Annotated in this window: 16 protein-coding genes and 2 pseudogenes; 9 read left to right on the top strand and 9 right to left on the bottom strand. The window is 44.3% G+C overall.

Annotated features, from left to right (window positions below; all coding sequences use genetic code 11):
- The first annotated feature begins 339 nt into the window (after window positions 1-339).
- The 5 genes from FD723_RS03675 (at window position 340) to FD723_RS42425 (ending at window position 3,252) form a co-directional block, all read left to right on the top strand.
- Window positions 340-558 carry a metalloregulator ArsR/SmtB family transcription factor gene (locus FD723_RS03675; protein ID WP_256875049.1) on the top strand — a complete coding sequence of 73 codons (219 nt, stop codon included), beginning with the start codon at window positions 340-342 and terminating at the stop codon, window positions 556-558.
- Between the two features lie 139 nt (window positions 559-697).
- Entirely contained in the window at window positions 698-868 is a 171-nt protein-coding gene (locus FD723_RS03670) for a hypothetical protein (RefSeq protein ID WP_179064133.1), read from the top strand.
- 254 nt (window positions 869-1,122) lie between these two features.
- The gene (locus FD723_RS03665) at window positions 1,123-2,496 is read left to right on the top strand and encodes a DUF2252 domain-containing protein (protein WP_179064132.1); all 1,374 of its coding nucleotides are present in this window, start codon (window positions 1,123-1,125) and stop codon (window positions 2,494-2,496) included.
- Between the two features lie 173 nt (window positions 2,497-2,669).
- Window positions 2,670-2,915, top strand: coding sequence for a hypothetical protein (locus FD723_RS42430; protein ID WP_256875048.1), 246 nt, complete (start codon window positions 2,670-2,672; stop codon window positions 2,913-2,915).
- Window positions 2,916-3,006: 91 nt separating this feature from the next.
- A complete protein-coding gene (locus FD723_RS42425; protein ID WP_256875047.1) occupies window positions 3,007-3,252 on the top strand; it encodes a hypothetical protein in 246 nt (81 codons plus the stop codon).
- Between the two features lie 244 nt (window positions 3,253-3,496).
- On the opposite strand, the gene FD723_RS03655 is transcribed toward FD723_RS42425, so the two are convergent.
- Window positions 3,497-5,704, bottom strand: coding sequence for an alkaline phosphatase family protein (locus FD723_RS03655; protein WP_179064131.1), 2,208 nt, complete (start codon window positions 5,702-5,704; stop codon window positions 3,497-3,499).
- 465 nt (window positions 5,705-6,169) lie between these two features.
- Between FD723_RS03655 and FD723_RS03650 the strand changes: the two genes are divergently transcribed.
- The gene (locus tag FD723_RS03650) at window positions 6,170-6,619 is read left to right on the top strand and encodes an Hsp20/alpha crystallin family protein (RefSeq protein WP_179064130.1); all 450 of its coding nucleotides are present in this window, start codon (window positions 6,170-6,172) and stop codon (window positions 6,617-6,619) included.
- Between the two features lie 296 nt (window positions 6,620-6,915).
- A complete protein-coding gene (locus FD723_RS03645; protein ID WP_179064129.1) occupies window positions 6,916-8,043 on the top strand; it encodes a hypothetical protein in 1,128 nt (375 codons plus the stop codon).
- 132 nt (window positions 8,044-8,175) lie between these two features.
- Here FD723_RS03645 and FD723_RS03640 read toward each other — a convergent pair whose 3' ends face one another.
- The 3 genes and pseudogenes from FD723_RS03640 to FD723_RS03630 form a co-directional block, all read right to left on the bottom strand.
- Window positions 8,176-8,487: a hypothetical protein gene (locus FD723_RS03640; RefSeq protein WP_179064128.1), complete on the bottom strand. Its 312-nt coding sequence runs from the start codon at window positions 8,485-8,487 to the stop codon at window positions 8,176-8,178.
- 143 nt (window positions 8,488-8,630) lie between these two features.
- Window positions 8,631-9,818, bottom strand: a complete 1,188-nt coding sequence (locus FD723_RS03635; protein ID WP_179064127.1) for a DUF2252 domain-containing protein — start codon at window positions 9,816-9,818, stop codon at window positions 8,631-8,633.
- 185 nt (window positions 9,819-10,003) lie between these two features.
- A pseudogene (locus FD723_RS03630) lies at window positions 10,004-10,405 on the bottom strand (four helix bundle protein).
- A 168-nt stretch (window positions 10,406-10,573) separates the two neighbouring features.
- Here FD723_RS03630 and FD723_RS03625 point away from each other — a divergent pair.
- Window positions 10,574-11,068, top strand: a pseudogene (locus tag FD723_RS03625) (sulfate/molybdate ABC transporter ATP-binding protein); the annotation flags it as partial.
- A 93-nt stretch (window positions 11,069-11,161) separates the two neighbouring features.
- On the opposite strand, the gene FD723_RS03620 reads toward FD723_RS03625, so the two are convergent.
- The 5 genes from FD723_RS03620 to FD723_RS03600 form a co-directional block, all read right to left on the bottom strand.
- On the bottom strand, window positions 11,162-11,839 hold the full coding sequence (locus FD723_RS03620; protein WP_179064126.1) for a response regulator transcription factor: 678 nt from the start codon (window positions 11,837-11,839) through the stop codon (window positions 11,162-11,164).
- A gap of 89 nt (window positions 11,840-11,928) precedes the next feature.
- Window positions 11,929-13,026, bottom strand: coding sequence for a sensor histidine kinase KdpD (locus FD723_RS03615; protein WP_179064125.1), 1,098 nt, complete (start codon window positions 13,024-13,026; stop codon window positions 11,929-11,931).
- A gap of 128 nt (window positions 13,027-13,154) precedes the next feature.
- A complete protein-coding gene (locus tag FD723_RS03610) occupies window positions 13,155-13,781 on the bottom strand; it encodes a CDP-alcohol phosphatidyltransferase family protein (RefSeq protein WP_179064124.1) in 627 nt (208 codons plus the stop codon).
- Between the two features lie 311 nt (window positions 13,782-14,092).
- Entirely contained in the window at window positions 14,093-15,472 is a 1,380-nt protein-coding gene (locus tag FD723_RS03605) for an AtzE family amidohydrolase (protein WP_179064123.1), read from the bottom strand.
- Window positions 15,469-15,657, bottom strand: coding sequence for a DUF4089 domain-containing protein (locus FD723_RS03600; RefSeq protein ID WP_179064122.1), 189 nt, complete (start codon window positions 15,655-15,657; stop codon window positions 15,469-15,471). Before FD723_RS03600 ends, FD723_RS03605 begins: the two co-directional genes overlap by 4 nt.
- A gap of 72 nt (window positions 15,658-15,729) precedes the next feature.
- Between FD723_RS03600 and FD723_RS03595 the strand changes: the two genes are divergently transcribed.
- Entirely contained in the window at window positions 15,730-16,011 is a 282-nt protein-coding gene (locus FD723_RS03595; RefSeq protein WP_179064121.1) for a glutaredoxin family protein, read from the top strand.
- Window positions 16,012-16,056 lie beyond the last annotated feature (45 nt).

Here is a 16,056-nt window from a genome sequence, read left to right as displayed (position 1 = left end):
CAGGTAACAGAATGCGCTGTAAACCTGTGGGTGTCTGTGTCATCAATTACAGCAGTAATACTTGGCTAGATTTTGAAAGCCCTTGTCCTTTGTGTAATGCGCCAAACAAAACAACTGCGGCATTAGGTGTTGCTCCCGTTACGAAACTGTACTCCTTGATGTTGTCTTATTTCTTTCTCTGTGTTGTATAACAATGTCTTTGATGCCAAGACTACGTAGCACAACGTATATATTGCCCAAATGGGCATTTTATTTCTTGGATTTCCCTTAAATAGGGGCTTGACATGATTCAATAGTACATTTAACCTAGTAGTTAATTAACCATTAGGTTAAATAAAAATGTCTAACGAACAACTGAGCCTTACCTTTGCTGCCCTTGCTGATCCTACGCGGCGTGCAATTCTGGCTCACCTCGCCAAAGGTGAGGCATCGGTAAGTGAGTTAGCCAAGCCTTTTAAGATGAGTCTTCCTGCAATCTCCAAACATATAAAGGTACTAGAGCGTGCCGGACTGATTGTGCGGGGTCGCGAAGCTCAATGGCGACCATGCCAGATTTAAGCACAGCCGCTCAAAGAAGTGGCGGATTGGATTGAGCAATTCTTCAAGGATTGTAAAACGCACTCAAGCCTCATAAACGCCTCTTTTTTCAACGAGGCTTTCAGGCTCTATCCCTCATGAAACAAGCTGTTTAGCCATCTTGTCACCCGTTCAGATTAAAGACTGGGGTGTGCGGTATCGGCAGGACTGTGGTCGAGTGCTGATGTGGGGGACGCTCCAAAAAGTAGATACGGAACCAAGTGAAACTTTAGAAGAGACAATTACAACACTCAAGGCGAAAATAGCAGAACTTTTTCAAGCTTTTCAGTAGTGTAGCCACAGCGCTAAATGGGTAGGGCGATCGCTCTATCTTCCTCTCTACGAGACGCTACTCGCGTTCGCTTGATTGGGGGCAGCGTAAAATTCTTGACAGCAATCTTTTTACTGGCTATGAATAGTTGTTACATTGTGCTTTAAATCACTTTATAAGTTATGACTCAAGGTGGTAAAAGAATTGTTGTTGGATGGTTGTGTCTACACAAGAGTCCAGCAAGAGTTAATTTCTTTACCATCTAAGAGACTTTCATGCTCAAACACATATCTGCAATCGCAGGCGTATTCATTTTAACTGTGGGGTTTGCATCTACATCTGTTGCTGCAACTCCCCGTTCAACTTGGGTGGAAAATGAAATTTACCAATACAACCATCCCTTTGCTTCTCAATTACCGCAAGAACTGGCAACGAAGATGCAAAAGATGACAGCTAGCCCCTTCGCCTTTTATCGAGGAACGGCTCACATCTTCTACCGCGATATGCAGACATTACCGGGTTCAGGATTTGTCAATTCTTCTACTGATGCCATTTGGTTAGAAGGAGATATGCATCTGCAAAATCTTGGGGGAATGAGGGATAGCAACGATAATAACGTCTTTGACACCACTGACTTTGATGAAGGTTATCTTGGCCCCTACGTTTGGGATTTGCGACGTATGGTAGTCTCGATTCTCTTAGCAGCCAAAGAGAACGGCCTAAGCTCCAGTGATGCTCAAGATATTGTCCGAAATTTCCTGGATGCTTACCTCAACAAGATGAGCGACTTTAAGGGGACTAACGACGAGCTTTCATACCGTTTAGAAGAGAGCAATACCAACGGTGTGGTCAAGGATTTAATTCAACAGGCAGCAGCCAAGAGCCGCTCTAGTTTGCTAAATAAGTACACGCTGCTAAATAGTAGTAGCAATCGAGTTTTTCAGACAACTTCGGAACTCCAGCCTGTATCCAGCAGTACCTACTCAAATATTACTGGGGCGATGAGCAGCTACATTACTTCAGTTCCTAGCAGTAAGCGTTACAGCAATAGTTACTACACCCTAAAAGACATTCGTCTCAAATTAGGTTCCGGTACTGGTAGTCTTGGTAAGTATCGGTATTACTTGCTGATTGAGGGCCCAACTTCAGCAACCGATGATGACCGGATTTTGGAGATGAAGCAGGAAGCTTCTAGCGCCGTAGCGATCGCAGTTCCAGGTTTACTACCAAGTTCAGTCTATGGAAATCATCAAGGAGCGAGGGTGACAATCGCCACCAAAGCGATGCTCTCTAATACTGACCCCTTGGTTGGCTACACTACGGTCAGTGGTATCCCCTTTATGCTGCATGAAAAATCCCCTTACCAGGTGGACTTTGACTATACCTTACTAACCACTAAATCAAAATTCATGGATGCGATGGGATATGCAGGTAAGGTTGTCGCTAAAAACCATGCTATCTCTGATCAAGATTACGATGCTAGCATTGTTTCAGAAAGCGTTGACAAGCAAGTGACTGATATCACTAGCGGTAACAAGGCTGTATTCAAAGATGAGATTGTTAACTTTGCTCTAGACTATGCAACTCAAGTCGAGTACGACTACACCAGTTTCGTGAACGCTTACAACAGTGGGGTGACACTCTACTAAACTGAACTTTTTATTGCAATTGTTGAATATAGGCGATGTCTGCAACGGGCTACGCTTACTCTTGGTTTTCCTGGCTTGAATTAGAGCGATAGCACTCCTAAACCCCTTAACAGCTTTACTTAATTCAGTTCTGGGGGATAATCAGCTAGTCGGTCACACCCTTTGTAATCTCCTTGGAACCAAATCAGCTAAACCTATTTCCAGAAGTGAAACCCACACTAGCACTTTTGACAGAGGTGCTGGTGATGAGTGCTGATGCCCTGCTGAAGTGGAAATCTCAGATTTTGGATTATCAGCAGAAGGTGAGAGAGAACAAACCACCTGAGCAGGTGACACTATTTGACATTGCACCCAACCACTGCAACCCAGACCGGATTGATCCGTTGCAGTTACAGGTGCGTAGGGGTAGCCCGCCGTAGGCATCGCTCTCTTTTTGGAGAATGCCAGCTGATAGCCCCGGCGATGTGTGTCTGTACTTCATCGTTGACTCTGCGGCTGACCTGATTTTATATGTGGGGGAAACTTGCTGCAAGTTTCAAGCGGTGGAAAGCGATTCACGCCTGCAAGGATTACATCGCCAGCTATCAGGATTTGCATTATCGCTATGAGATGAAGACAGCAGTCAACATCACGTTTTGGTGGGACACTCCGGTTGACCGACGCGCACGGCATGAATTGGAATTGAGTTTAATTTTGAAGTGGCGCAGTCCATTCAATAAGGAGAATTGGCAATTGTGGGGACAACCGTTTAGTTAAAAAAAGTAATGAGGTTATTCCACCTTCTCTGCTAAATAACTTCTCTGCTAAATAACAGTAAACATACTTTAGTTACTCATAAGTCTTAGTTAAATGCCTATATGGGGGCATTGATTTTGACATAAGGCATGATGCGAACGCTCTTTTTTCCTCTTTGAATTGGGAGCGGTCAAGCTACTGAATAGTAGTTTGACTCCGCATCCCAGGCGGTGGAGAAGTCAGCACTCCTATAAGGACGAAGTAGTTACTTTCTAATCTTGAGAGCTTTTCCCTGAACAGTTGGGGCAGAGGGAACACCTAGTAAACTGTTGATAGTGGGGGCAATATCGATATTGTGAATTGTGCCGATATTGCCACGGCGCTTGATGTCGGGGCCTGCGGCATAGAAAATGGCACTGAGATTAGGTATTTTGGGATCGTAGCCATGCGCCCCATAGAAGTTAGGCACAGAAAAAACTGAATTATCCGCGTCGCCTAAACGAGTTACAGCCGGAGTTTGTCTTCCGTCAAAGTTATATCCTTCACCCATGATTGCAAAGACATCACCAGTATCTTGACCAACAAATTCACTTGTACCCAGTCCAAAACTTGGGTCGTTTAAATTAGTTGGTAGGGGACGAGGGTATATCTGGTCAAAAACTGCCTTTTTTTGTCGCCCAAGGACATAGTTAGGATTGGTGTCTACTAATTCTCGCAAAGCTGTAATAATTTGTTGTTGTAGAGTTACATATTCAGCACGAGTGACAACGCCGTTGGGTTCACGCCCTTGAAGATTGATATATATGTTGGCGGCTGGCCCTGATGTTACAGCACGGACTCTAGTTAAGTCAAAACCTTTACTTGTGAGGTAGTTATTAAGGTTAACTTCTGTATGGAAGGCAGAAAAACCGTGGTCGGAAACAACTATGATGTTACTATTAGGTTGACCTTGACGATTTGTACCTACTGCGTTGATAATGCGTTCTACAGCATTATCAGCAGCCCGGTAAGCTGTCTCTAGATAGCTTCTATATCGAGTGACTTTGGCTTGATCTTGTCCTACGCCAATAGAGGATGGATTTGTGGGGTCACTGGGCTGGCGAGAATCAGTTAAGAGAAACTGGTGTTCCGATCCATCTGGTTGTTCAATATAAACCATAACTAAGTCGGCATCAGGGTTTTGGTTGATTGCTCTCAATGCCAGTCGAGTTTGATAGTCTACAAACAGTTGAACTTGGTCTTCGTAAATAGCTTCTAGCTCCCTGTCGGGGAAAGTTGTAAATCCAGGGCTGAGGCGTTCTGGAATCCGAAAATCAGACTGAGGAACCCAGAAGCCAACATTGCTGAGAATATCATTAACACTAGTTTGTGCTGCCGGATTTTGAGGAATCGCATTCGCAGAATAACGGGCAATCCGCACGATGTTCAGGTCAGGGGCAAGATTGCTGACGTAAAATGCTGTTCCTGCCTGGTTGGAACTACCTTCTAAGTAAAATAGACTAGAACGGCGATCGCACGCTTTGATATATGCAGGGCCAGTTGCAGGTAAGCTAAAAGGCCCGGCTGGAATCCCAATTTGAGCATCAAAGAAGACTAGGGTATCATAGTTGGTCTTGCGATCGTTGCTTGTATCTAATGCCGCAACTTGGATATCATAACTAATACCACCAACAGTAAAGCGATCGTTTAAAGCAGCTTGCTGAATCGGGCTATAGGAAACTCTTCCGGCATTATTGAGTTGACTAACTATTTGGCTAGAAGCCGGACTAAAGTTAGCGGCGGTTAAACTAAAACCACTCGCCCCTACCCCAGCAAAAGCACCAAAGGGAACTGTGTACGATACAGTTCTTCTATTGGCAGGTTGAATAATTGGGCTATTGGCTAAACCCGGTACTCGCACATCAACTCCATCTGCACCGGGAAAGGTAGCAGCCACAACTTTCTTCCCATTTTGCTGGAGTCCAACCCACACAGGTTCAGCAGTAGGTTGTAAACTGGCAGCAGGCCCAAAAGTTGAATAACCACCGATGGGAGCGCCAAAACCACTGATATTAGAAGTAAAGGGACTAGCAACCAAGTGGAATGTGTTACTGTTAATGTCATTGCGCGCTGCGGTTGAACCTGTACCAATTGCTATATGACAAGCCGCAGTTAGGGATGCACTACAAGTAATATTTCGCTCTGCGTAAACTCCTTCCCTTTTCAGAAGTCCCAATCCCTGTCTTCGACTCAGCACACCTTTTTTAAGATACTGTTCCACAAAATCTGGTGTTGCGCCATCCAGGGAAATCAAAATCACTTTCGGGTGTGGTGTACTTGATGCGGTTTTAGCCACTATGGAATGTAGAGTTAAGCTGAAAAAAAAAGTCACAAGCACCACAATGGATAGGCGCATAAGTAACTTATGTCTCAAAGTCTGCCATAGCCACTCAAATGCTTTGTTTATCCCATTGAATTTTAAATATCTACTCACTTGTCCTCCCTAAGTAAAATGCCCTAACTTGATTGAGATGATTAATCCTCAATTTATTCAAGGTATCTTAACGAAAGACTATGAAAATCTTAAGTATTGGAGTACGGTACACGTCTAGAGGATGGCTTTTTCATCATTCCACCTCTTGAACAGCGCTTGGTAGAATGATTACACAATTGCTTTTTGGCTGTGCCGACAACAAAATATGCCCACTTCTGGCTGAAATAAGAACGTGATGTGTAGTCAAATTCAAGTCAGCATTTATAGGGTTTACCGAACCAAAACATTTGCAGTTTTATACACCTTGTAATTCACCTAATAATTCTTGGGTAATCATCAATTATTTGGTGATAATAACCGAATTTACAAGCTTATTCGTTCTCAATAATATGGTAATCAAAGCAAGGAATTAAATCCGAAGTTGGTTGAGCAAAAAACTACTATTGGTACGAGGGATAAATTAATATGCTAGTTCGTTACAACCCCTGGCAAGAATTGAACGCTCACTTAAGTCACATCAATGGCTTATTTGGAGATACCAGAGTGTCTTCTACACGGTTTGAAAAAGGCTTTATCAAAGTTCCGGCTGCTGAGTTGCACGAAACTGATGATGCGATTCATCTGAAGTTAGAACTGCCAGGACTGGAAGCTAAAGACCTAGATATTCAAGTCACCCAAGATGCTGTTCACATTAGCGGTGAGCGCAAGTCCCAAACTCAAACCGAAAACAATGGCACTACAAGAAGCGAATTCTACTATGGTAAATTCCAACGTGTAATTCCTCTATCTGTTCGGGTTCAAAATACCAATGTCACCGCAGATTATAAAGACGGTATCTTGAATTTGACACTGCCAAAAACTGAGCAAGAAAAGAACAAAGTTGTCAAGGTTAATCTTGAACTTCCTGCTGCATAGTGCGAAACTACTCTACCTCCAATGATTGATTGAGATAGCTAAGAGCTTGGTCATCTCATAACCAAGCTCTTTTGTAGCAATTGCCTGTGAGGGAGCGATCGCTCTTGGTTTTCCTCTAAGAATTGGGTGGGCGATCGCTCTTAGCTACTATCCTCTATACCTGATATTTACTTGATAGTTGCTTGTTGATAAATAAGCCCATTAATTTATATGGAAAATTCTTGAAATTGGAGATTTAGTAAATTTACTGTATTTTAATTCAGTAAATTCAGTATCAGAGGGAAGAGAGAATCATCATGCACAACCACATCTCGCGCCGTGCGTTCTTTATTGGCACGGTGAGAGCGGGAGCGACCGGACTTGCCGCCATGTCCCTCTCAAGAACCGGAGTTCTTGGCAGCATCGCTGTTGCACAAAGCCAAAAGAGGCTGCGGCTTAACCTGCCTCCCTACCCGTTCTTTGACAACCTCCGAACCGTCATGACCGAGGATCAAGCCCTCCTCGACCGACTCGTGAGCGCCTACGCGCGTGCGACCCCGACGGCGAGTCAGAATCCGATTGACTTCCTCTCACGCTACGTCCCGGTGTACGTGTTCGAGCAGACACTCCGACCGTCCGAACCCGGCGACCCGTCGCTTTCGACGTTGCTGTGGCTGATGCACCTCGCTGGGTATTTCGGCGGCGTGTGGTTGCGCGATGCTTTCATCCGCTTTCCGGTGCCGGGTTCGGCGAACCCACGGCTCGGATTTCCCCCGACTGCGAATAGCTTTGACGCGATTGTGACGCGCATTAATACCGCGCTCACAGCATTCAACGGCAACGATGCCGGGGCGATCGCTTACGCTGAGGGGAGTCTTCGGGGCGGGCAGCTCCAAGGACTCACCGACAGCTACGGGTACAACGCGGGCTACCTCGAGCAGATCCTCACCGGTTCAAAGCCGACGAATGCGATGGCTCCTGTGGGCTATTTCATCTACCGCGACACCTTACTCTTCGATGGCACCTATGCTGTCAAGGAGATCCGAGCGCTCGACAAGTGGCGTAAGCGCGCCGAGCAAGCCGCAAGTCGGCCGGGCAGTCGCTATGCTGAGATTGTCAACGGTGCTGGTGGTGCCGACTCACTCCTGGCAATCCAGTCGGCCGGGGTTGTGCGGGGCAAGGCAACATGGCAGCCCCAAAACGTGTTCCTCGCGATCGCTAACTACGACCAGCCCACCTATGACCTGCTCCTCGTGACCAGCGCGTATTTCTTGCAGTGCATACAGGCTACTGGGCTGGCGGCGCTTGCAGCGTCGGCAGTTGGTAACGCAGACTGGGCGCGGGCCGCTGTGCGATCAAACGCGATGATCGTGCCCTATGGAGGCAGCTATAGCGTTGGCCTCTTTGACAACACTGGTCAGCTGCCGACGTTCACGATGGTCTGACGATTGACTGGTCGCCCTGGGCTGCGGACTTTGAGGTTCGTCAGCATCCATCACGCTTGGGGGTCGGGCGATCGCTATGCATCCTCTAAGAATTGGGTGGGGGCGATCGCAGAGCGAGTAAAAATTCAAATTTTAGTGATGAAGACGAGCTTGACGCTCACGCAATTCACGGGCCTTTTGTTCACGAGCTTGGCGCTCACGCAATTCACGGGCCTTTTGTTCACGAGCTTGGCGCTCACGCAATTCACGAGCCTTTTGTTCACGAACCTGCTGTTCATGCAATTGACGCTCACGAATTAGTTTAGCGTTATTAAAAGCAATAGTATTAGTATTTAAATGTTCATTGCGAAAATTCACAACAGAAGCATTAGCATGAGTTGAAAGAGCAGCAATTGAAACAGAAGCTAATAAACCACCAAGAAGAATAGATTTTAAGCGGTTCATATATCCTTTAATCCTTGTTTTACTTAACTTGTATATTGCCAATATATTCTGCATAATCAAGAAAAGATATCTAGCAAATGTCACCACTTAAACATGACTAAAGTCACTGAGTGCGATTGCTTTTCAGCAGGCAGTTTGCACAATCATGATTTTTGACAGAATTCTTGGTAATCTAGTTCTACTTGTAAAGAGGTGCTGATTGCATACTTAAGGATTTGATTACGCCAATCAGATGAGTGAGCAAACTTGATTAAATCATCTGCGATCGCAGAACCTTGTCTACCGCCACTGCGTAATTGATCCCACGCTGTCACTTCACCCATTGTCTGCATCAACTTCTCTAAACGTTCCAGTTTTCCATCCCACGCCTGTAAACTCACCCGATCTTGTACTGGCTGCAACTCTCGCAAAACATAAGATTTATTCCCCTCAACTATTACCCCTAAAAGAGCAGGTGGGGTTCCTTGCACCCGTTGTTGGATAGCTACTACCCGTGCAGATTCACTCGACCAATCCGGCTGAGGTAGTGTTAAATAGGGTTGTAATGAGGAAGTTTTTGTTTGCTTCAAATCTAAGAGATAATTGCCATCAGGAGAACCTTTACCTTCTACCAAAACTGCATAACGTTCTAACCCTAAACTACCTGTACCAGCTATTCGCTGTTGTACATCTAAAACTTGATAAAAATTAGCATCTTTTTGTGTAGATTTGTGCCAATTGGAGATGAGTTTTGTGATTTTTTGCTGTTCTGCTTCTGTGGCTTCCATAACGCGTTTCTTGTCAATAATTAAGTGCCGCTTACCTTTCTTTTCCTTGGTATGCTGATCTAAAAATTCTGGGCGAAGGCGGTCTTTTAAACTCCTTAATAAATCTTTAACTAAGCCCGAAGCGGTTTCCTTTTCTACACTTCTAGCAGTACCTTTAGCTAAAGCATTGCTGTAAGCATCAAGAAAGGAATTGCTTAAATGCAATGCTTCTGATTCATTCACCTTCAGCGCGTGAGAGCCAACTATCACACTGGTAATAAACCTCACCACATCCCAGGTACAAGGAGCAAGACATGCTTCGTCAAAATCATTAAGATCAAAGTAAACTAATCGGTTATCACCTTTATAACTACCAAAGTTTTCCAGGTGCAAGTCACCACAAATCCATACTGGCGGGGCTGCATTCAGTGGGGAATCTTTAGGGAAGTCTTCGTAAAATAAATGACATGTGCCACGATAAAAAGTAAAAACATCAGAACGCATTGCCTTGTATTTTAATTCAAGTAATTTTGGGTTGCGTCCAAGGTTAAAGTGATGAATTCTGTCAATGATATTGTTTGTCATAATTTTTGGTTTTATGCTGTAAAATACAGTATATTTCAGTTAAGTAAAGTACATAGATAAAACCTGAACCCCCCGCTCCCCGCTGCCTTTGAGTCAACAGCAGTACCACCCCCGGCAATCTCCGTCATCACCAGTCAGTATTCGGTCATGCTCTTTGGAATTGTAGTAGTACTTACTGTAAGAATTCAGGAGTCAGAATTCAGAATGGAATTAGCATACCCTGTTAGTAATTTACTAACTTCCTCAAGTTGAAGCATTAATCCTGATGTGTCACCGGCAGTCGCTCATGGGGGAAACCCCCAAGACCGCGCTGCCTCACCGTAGTCAAGGTCTTTTGAAAGAATTAGATAGTAGCGGCATTCTTCTACAGAGCCTTGTGCAATGTTCATAAACCGTACTTTGTCTGTTGCTCCCTTTTTCTTGAATCCTTCCCTACGGGACGCTCCGCGAACAGATATATTTGCTGGAATAGAAATTGCTGCTCGTCTAAACTGAGAGGTAAGCCCATATATTTCCGATTTAGGGAACTGACCAGTAAATTGATATACACATAAAACAAACTTATGTGCTTTCTGCCAAACTATCAAGTCTTGGAATGTGCAAGGCTTGTTGTCTCATTTATTCTGACTCCTGACTCCTGAATCCTTACGTAGTACTTAAAGGTTTACCATACTCAGTACTGAGTGCTGAGTAAAGACGATTGAATACTCAGTACTTTTGCACTATGGTAAAAGCCCCGCCCGAAGTCAAGCGGAATCTCCAAGCAGTTCGGAAGTTTCAAAGCTGTTGATCAGGTAAACTTAGAAATCCAAAGTGGCAAACTCGTAGCCTTGTTGGGGCCATCAGGATCTGGTAAGTCTACTTTACTACGCTTAATTGCTGGTTTAGAAGCACCAGATAGTGGCAGAATTATTATTGCAGGTAAGGATGCAACAAACCAAAGCGTCCAAGAACGAAATATTGGGTTTGTGTTTCAGCGCTCTGCTTTATTTAAGTATCTGACCGTGTGCCAAAATATAGCCTTTGGGTTAGAAATTCGCAAAGCGCCTGCAAATAAAATTAAAGGGTGGGTAGAACAGTTATTAGAACTAGTGCAATTAAGTGGACTGGGCAATCGCTATCCTTCACAACTATCAGGTGGTCAAAGACAGAGGGTAGCTTTAGCAAGGGCGCTAGCAGTAGAACCAAGTGTATTACTTTTAGATGAACACTTTGGCGCGCTCGATGCCAAAGTCCGTAAAGATTTACGTGTCGAGTTTTTCTGCTTGACAAGCCTTTTGTCCCGGATTTCTCACTTGTGAGAAATCCAGGTTGTATACCCAATGCCCAATGCCCGATAAAATCTAATTAATTAACAATTCTGGTGCTACTAATCCTTTTTGGATAGCTAAAACTGCGGCTTGAGTGCGATCGCGTACTTCTAGTTTCTGTAAAATAGCGTGAACGTGAACCCTTACTGTACCAGGGGCAATGTAGAGAATTTCAGCAATTTCTTGATTACTTTTGCCAGCTGCTACTAGTGCCAAAATTTCTTGTTCGCGCTTCGTTAAGGGATTTTCTAAGGATTCCTCCATTTTTGCGGACTGCATCGCCATCGAATTGCCCTCAAAAGCGGCTCTAATTTCTGTGGTTGCCGTTTGATCCCACCAAGAAGCGCCTGCTGCAACAGATCGCACCGCCAATATCAGAGACTCAGCAGGAATACCTTTTAAACAATAACCTTGGGCCCCAGCGGCAATTAACCGCGAAATCAAGGGCTTTTCAGAACGAGATGTTAAAACGAGAATTGGTAAACTTGGGTGCTTCTGCTTGATTTGGCGACAAGCCTCAATCCCGCCAATTCCCGGTAAACCTATATCCAGCAAGACCAAATCCAGAGGATAGCGATTTGCTAATTCTACAGCTTGTTCCCCATCTTCTGCTTCTGCGACAATCTCCAAACTGGTTTCTTGTTGCAACCGCATCCGCAAACCAAGCCGAAATAATTCATCATCTTCAACGAGTAAGATTTTTGTTGTCATTAGTAATTGGGCGCAGGAGGCAGGAGGCAGAAGTTCTTTAATTTTTAATTTTTAATTTTTAATTTTTAATTTTTAATTGATTTCTCCCCTCAACTCCCCGGCGGTGGACAAGCAGGGAGTCGGAAACCAAAGAGTGCGCCGCGTGGTGAGCGATTCTCTGCCCAAATTGTACCCCCATGAGCAGTAATAATTTGCCTGGTCAAATAAAGCCCTAGCCCAGAACCGGAGACGTGGCGATCGCTATTTCCTTGATAAAACCTCTCAAATAAGTGGGGTAATTCTTTTTCGGTAATGCCGGAACCAGTATCGAGTATTTTTACCACTTGATCGCTAGAATAACCTTCAAATACTACTTCCACTTTACCGCCACGAGGGGTATGGTTAATGCCATTACTCAGAAGATTGGTAAAGACTCGCCCAAGTTGTAAAGAATCGCCATTTACCCAGAGAAAACTCCGAAAATCTGATTCACCATAATGCAGAGAAATATAAACCTGACGTGTTCTCGCTAGTTCACTCAGGGTAGCGATGATCTCCTCTGCTATTGTGACTAAATTAACGGGTGATATCTGGAGTTTTAGCCCTTCGGCATCATTGCGGTAGACATCTAAAAGAGTTTGGACTAATTGCAGTGTACTCCGATGACTACGAGCCATTGTTTGCAGGACTTTTGCTTGCATAGGCGTGATTTCACCAAATTGCTCATTTTGAAAGTATTTCAGTGTTTCAATTGCTCCTAATAGGGGTGTTTTCAAATCATGCGTTAGGGTAGAGATAAAATCTTCACGCATAATCGCTAGTTGTTCTTGAGAGCGTAATTGTGCTTGAGTATAAGCGATCGCTTCTTCATTGCGGTGGTTGCGATCGCTTAACCAACCTGTTACTAATAATGCCAATACTGCAATCAACCTATTTGCCAACGTTGGCAGAGCAATTATTTCTCCTCCTGGGACAAACAAATTCAACAGTGTTAACCCTGTAGCGGCAAGAGTAATCCCCAAAACTGCTCTCCGATTCAAGCGGGAATCTGCTAACAAAATCGTCCCTGTGTAGAGATAGCCAAATACATACTCAGGGGGTGTCAAATATTCCAGCACTATAACGATCGCAAAGGCGATCGCTATTAGCCCATAAGTCTCCCCACGTTTATGGATAGCTTCTTTTATAAGAGATAATCGACTTAACATTTATTAATTTTTAATTTTTAAGTCCGCTTGGCGGTAATAGTAGTCTGTCAATAAATAAATAATTGATGGATAAATTGTTTGTAGAGACGGTGATTTATCGCGTCTCTCTAACCGTCAAAATGAAGTTACTAGTTTGATTCAGGCTGCGGGAGTGCCAGAAATTGCCAAATTACCCATACAGCAAAGGTTGGTGCGCCAATTGTCGCTGCTATTAATAGCGGCTCTAGTCCATTTAGTAAGGTAACTATGGGAAACAAATATAGCACGTCTTCAATATCAAACCCGGCGAAATTTGGTTGACGGTTAGCCTCTTTACCTGAACGCTGTTCCATTTGGTTTCGCAAATGAAAAATGCAAGCAACAGACACGCCAGAGACTATACCCATCACCAACGCCCACCAACCAAATCTTCCTTCCCTAAGACCACATCCAATACAAACAAACAAAAGAATATGGATGATGGCATCACTAGCAAGGTCATACTGATGTCCCCATTTGCTGCTTTTTCCACTCAAACGGGCTAATTCACCGTCTGTATGATCTAGAAAGTTGGATAAAGCAAACAGTACTGCTCCAATGTTAGCCCAGATGACATTGCTAACTGCATAGGTGTAGCCAGTTGTAGACATCGCGATGGCAGCCGCTAACCCAGTTACAAGTCTGACTGTAGTGAGATGATTAGGGTTTACCCAACTATCTTTTAAAGGTTTAACTAGCCTGTAAGCAAGTTGAGCATCCCAAGGCTTTGTGGTCATAGATAAACTTAGATTTGATCTGGCCTTGAAATATCATAGCGGTTCTCATTTGGATGAAACACACCGTAGGAGCCTGCCCTGACGCATTGGTGTCAACTTAACGCGAAACCACTTGTCCGTCGAGAATTAAAATTCCCGCCTCATAGATAAAGTCATCTGAAGATGACTAAATATCGCCAAAAATCTCCAGTCTACTTCAGCAGACTTAAGCTATTAGCTTGAAAATTTATTCCCTAGCAGGTGACAAAGGCAACAGTTAAGCTATTCAACTCTTTGAGTCCGCGTAGGCGGACTTCGTTTAGCTGCGATTTCTAATCGCCTGGTATATTTGCTGAAACTACACTCTTCGCCTCTAACGCAGCTGCAACCCGTAAAATCAATGCTTCATTATATGGTGCTGCAATCAATTGCACACCTAAAGGTAAGGTATTTTGGCGCTTAATTGGTACTGATAAAACAGGTAAACCAATGAAAGATAATGGTTGAGTAAATAGCCCTAAATGAGGACGGACAAGAATTTCTTCGCCATCCAAAATCATGGTTTCTTGACCAATTAGCGGTGCTGAAATAGGTGTGGTTGGGGCAAGAATGACATCGACATTTTGAAAAACTTCCCGCACGCGATCGCGATACCATTGTCTAAATCGTTGTGCTTGGAGATACCAGCTACTCGGAATTAACGCCCCAGCCAAAAAGCGATCGCGTGTTGCTGGATCAAAATCTTCAGGACGACTTTGCAACTGATGCAAATGCAGATTTGCACCTTCGCTAGCTGTAATCACAAAGGCTGCTGCACGGGCGCGGTGTGTTTCTGGTATAGTTACGTATTCAGTGACATTTAAAGCATCAGCTACCTTTTGCACTGCTGCTAAAGCTTCGGCTTCTGCACCTTTAACAAAGTAATCAGCTGCAATGGCAATTCTGATATCAGAGATATCTTGTTTAAGTTGTGGTAAAACCAATTCAGGCGGACGCTTAGTACAAACTGGATCGCGATCGTCTTCTCCCTGAAGCACATCAAACACCGTAGCAATATCCTGCACCGAACGCGCCAAAGGGCCAATGTGGTCAAAACTGCTAGAAAATAAAGCTACCCCAGCACGAGATAACCTTCCATAAGTCGGCTTAAAACCAAAAACGCCACACAACGCCGCCGGAACCCGAATTGAACCATTAGTATCAGAACCCAATGTCAACGGTACTAACCCAGCCGCAACCGCCGCCGCCGAACCACCCGATGAACCACCAGCAACTCGTTGTAAATCATGGGGGTTGTGAGTAGTACCGTAATGAGAGTTTTCCGTGACAAACCCGTATGCGTACTCATCCATATTCAAAGCGCCAATTAGTATTGCACCCGCTTCTTTCAGCTTGGCTACTGCGGCTGCGTCAAGGCTTGCTGGTAGGTTTTCTGCATTGATTTTTGATCCCGCCAGAGTCGTTAACCCAGCAATATCAAAGAGATTTTTCACCGCAAATGGTACACCAGCAAGTATTCCAGGATGATTACCTTGGGCAATTTCTCTATCAATGCGTGCTGCATCCCTGAAAGCTGTCTCAGCAGTCACAGCCGTAAAACAGTTGAGTTGATTATCCCCTGCTGCGATTTCTGCTAACGCCGCCTTAGTAACTTCCACTGCGCTAACTTTGCCTTCACGCACAGCAGCAGCTATTGATACAGCATCATTCATGGTTCAAAAACTGGTGCAACTTCAACATCTTCTGGTAAAGCAAAAGAATTTACAAGATTAGCGATCGCCCTAATTCTCTCAAAATTTACCACCACCCCATCACGATACTCATCTGCGATCTTTAAATCCAACAACAACCCCATTTGATCAACATACTCACCCACATCAAACCCTTCTCTTGTCATCTCTCTTCCTTCGCGCCCTTTGCGCCTTTGCGGTTAGTTATTCTAAACTTATAACTTCTTACCACAACTCAAATGCGATTAATCTTATACAGTAAACCCGACTGTCATTTATGTGAAGGCTTGCAAGAAAAGCTAGAACAAATCCAAAATCTCAGTTTCGAGTTGGAAGTTAGAGATATTACGACTCGTGAAGAATGGTTTGCTGCGTATGAGTATGAAGTGCCGGTACTTTATTTATCGAACCACAGAGGCGCAGAGGACGCGGAGGGGAGTGAGAAATTATTGCCACGTCCTTCTCCTCGTGCTAGTGTGCAGCAGTTGGAGCAAATGTTGCGTAAATATTTAGCCAATTAGAAAAAAATAATGCAGAATAAGCGCAAGATCAAGAATGTGACGAGG

It is taken from the genome of Nostoc sp. C052 (assembly GCF_013393905.1).
GTDB lineage: Bacteria > Cyanobacteriota > Cyanobacteriia > Cyanobacteriales > Nostocaceae > Nostoc.
Note: the sequence above shows the minus strand (reverse complement) of the source record. Positions and strands in the feature narration are given on the sequence as shown.

Bases quoted from the DNA above. Each gene is read 5' to 3' on its own strand.
- FD723_RS03675 (WP_256875049.1), top strand. From the start codon at position 340: ATGTCTAACGAACAACTGAGCCTTACCTTTGCTGCCCTTGCTGATCCT.
- FD723_RS03665 (WP_179064132.1), top strand. From the start codon at position 1,123: ATGCTCAAACACATATCTGCAATCGCAGGCGTATTCATTTTAACTGTG.
- FD723_RS42425 (WP_256875047.1), top strand. From the start codon at position 3,007: ATGTGGGGGAAACTTGCTGCAAGTTTCAAGCGGTGGAAAGCGATTCAC.
- FD723_RS03650 (WP_179064130.1), top strand. From the start codon at position 6,170: ATGCTAGTTCGTTACAACCCCTGGCAAGAATTGAACGCTCACTTAAGT.
- FD723_RS03645 (WP_179064129.1), top strand. From the start codon at position 6,916: ATGCACAACCACATCTCGCGCCGTGCGTTCTTTATTGGCACGGTGAGA.
- FD723_RS03640 (WP_179064128.1), bottom strand. From the start codon at position 8,487: ATGAACCGCTTAAAATCTATTCTTCTTGGTGGTTTATTAGCTTCTGTT.
- FD723_RS03635 (WP_179064127.1), bottom strand. From the start codon at position 9,818: ATGACAAACAATATCATTGACAGAATTCATCACTTTAACCTTGGACGC.
- FD723_RS03620 (WP_179064126.1), bottom strand. From the start codon at position 11,839: ATGACAACAAAAATCTTACTCGTTGAAGATGATGAATTATTTCGGCTT.
- FD723_RS03615 (WP_179064125.1), bottom strand. From the start codon at position 13,026: ATGTTAAGTCGATTATCTCTTATAAAAGAAGCTATCCATAAACGTGGG.
- FD723_RS03610 (WP_179064124.1), bottom strand. From the start codon at position 13,781: ATGACCACAAAGCCTTGGGATGCTCAACTTGCTTACAGGCTAGTTAAA.
- FD723_RS03605 (WP_179064123.1), bottom strand. From the start codon at position 15,472: ATGAATGATGCTGTATCAATAGCTGCTGCTGTGCGTGAAGGCAAAGTT.
- FD723_RS03600 (WP_179064122.1), bottom strand. From the start codon at position 15,657: ATGACAAGAGAAGGGTTTGATGTGGGTGAGTATGTTGATCAAATGGGG.
- FD723_RS03595 (WP_179064121.1), top strand. From the start codon at position 15,730: ATGCGATTAATCTTATACAGTAAACCCGACTGTCATTTATGTGAAGGC.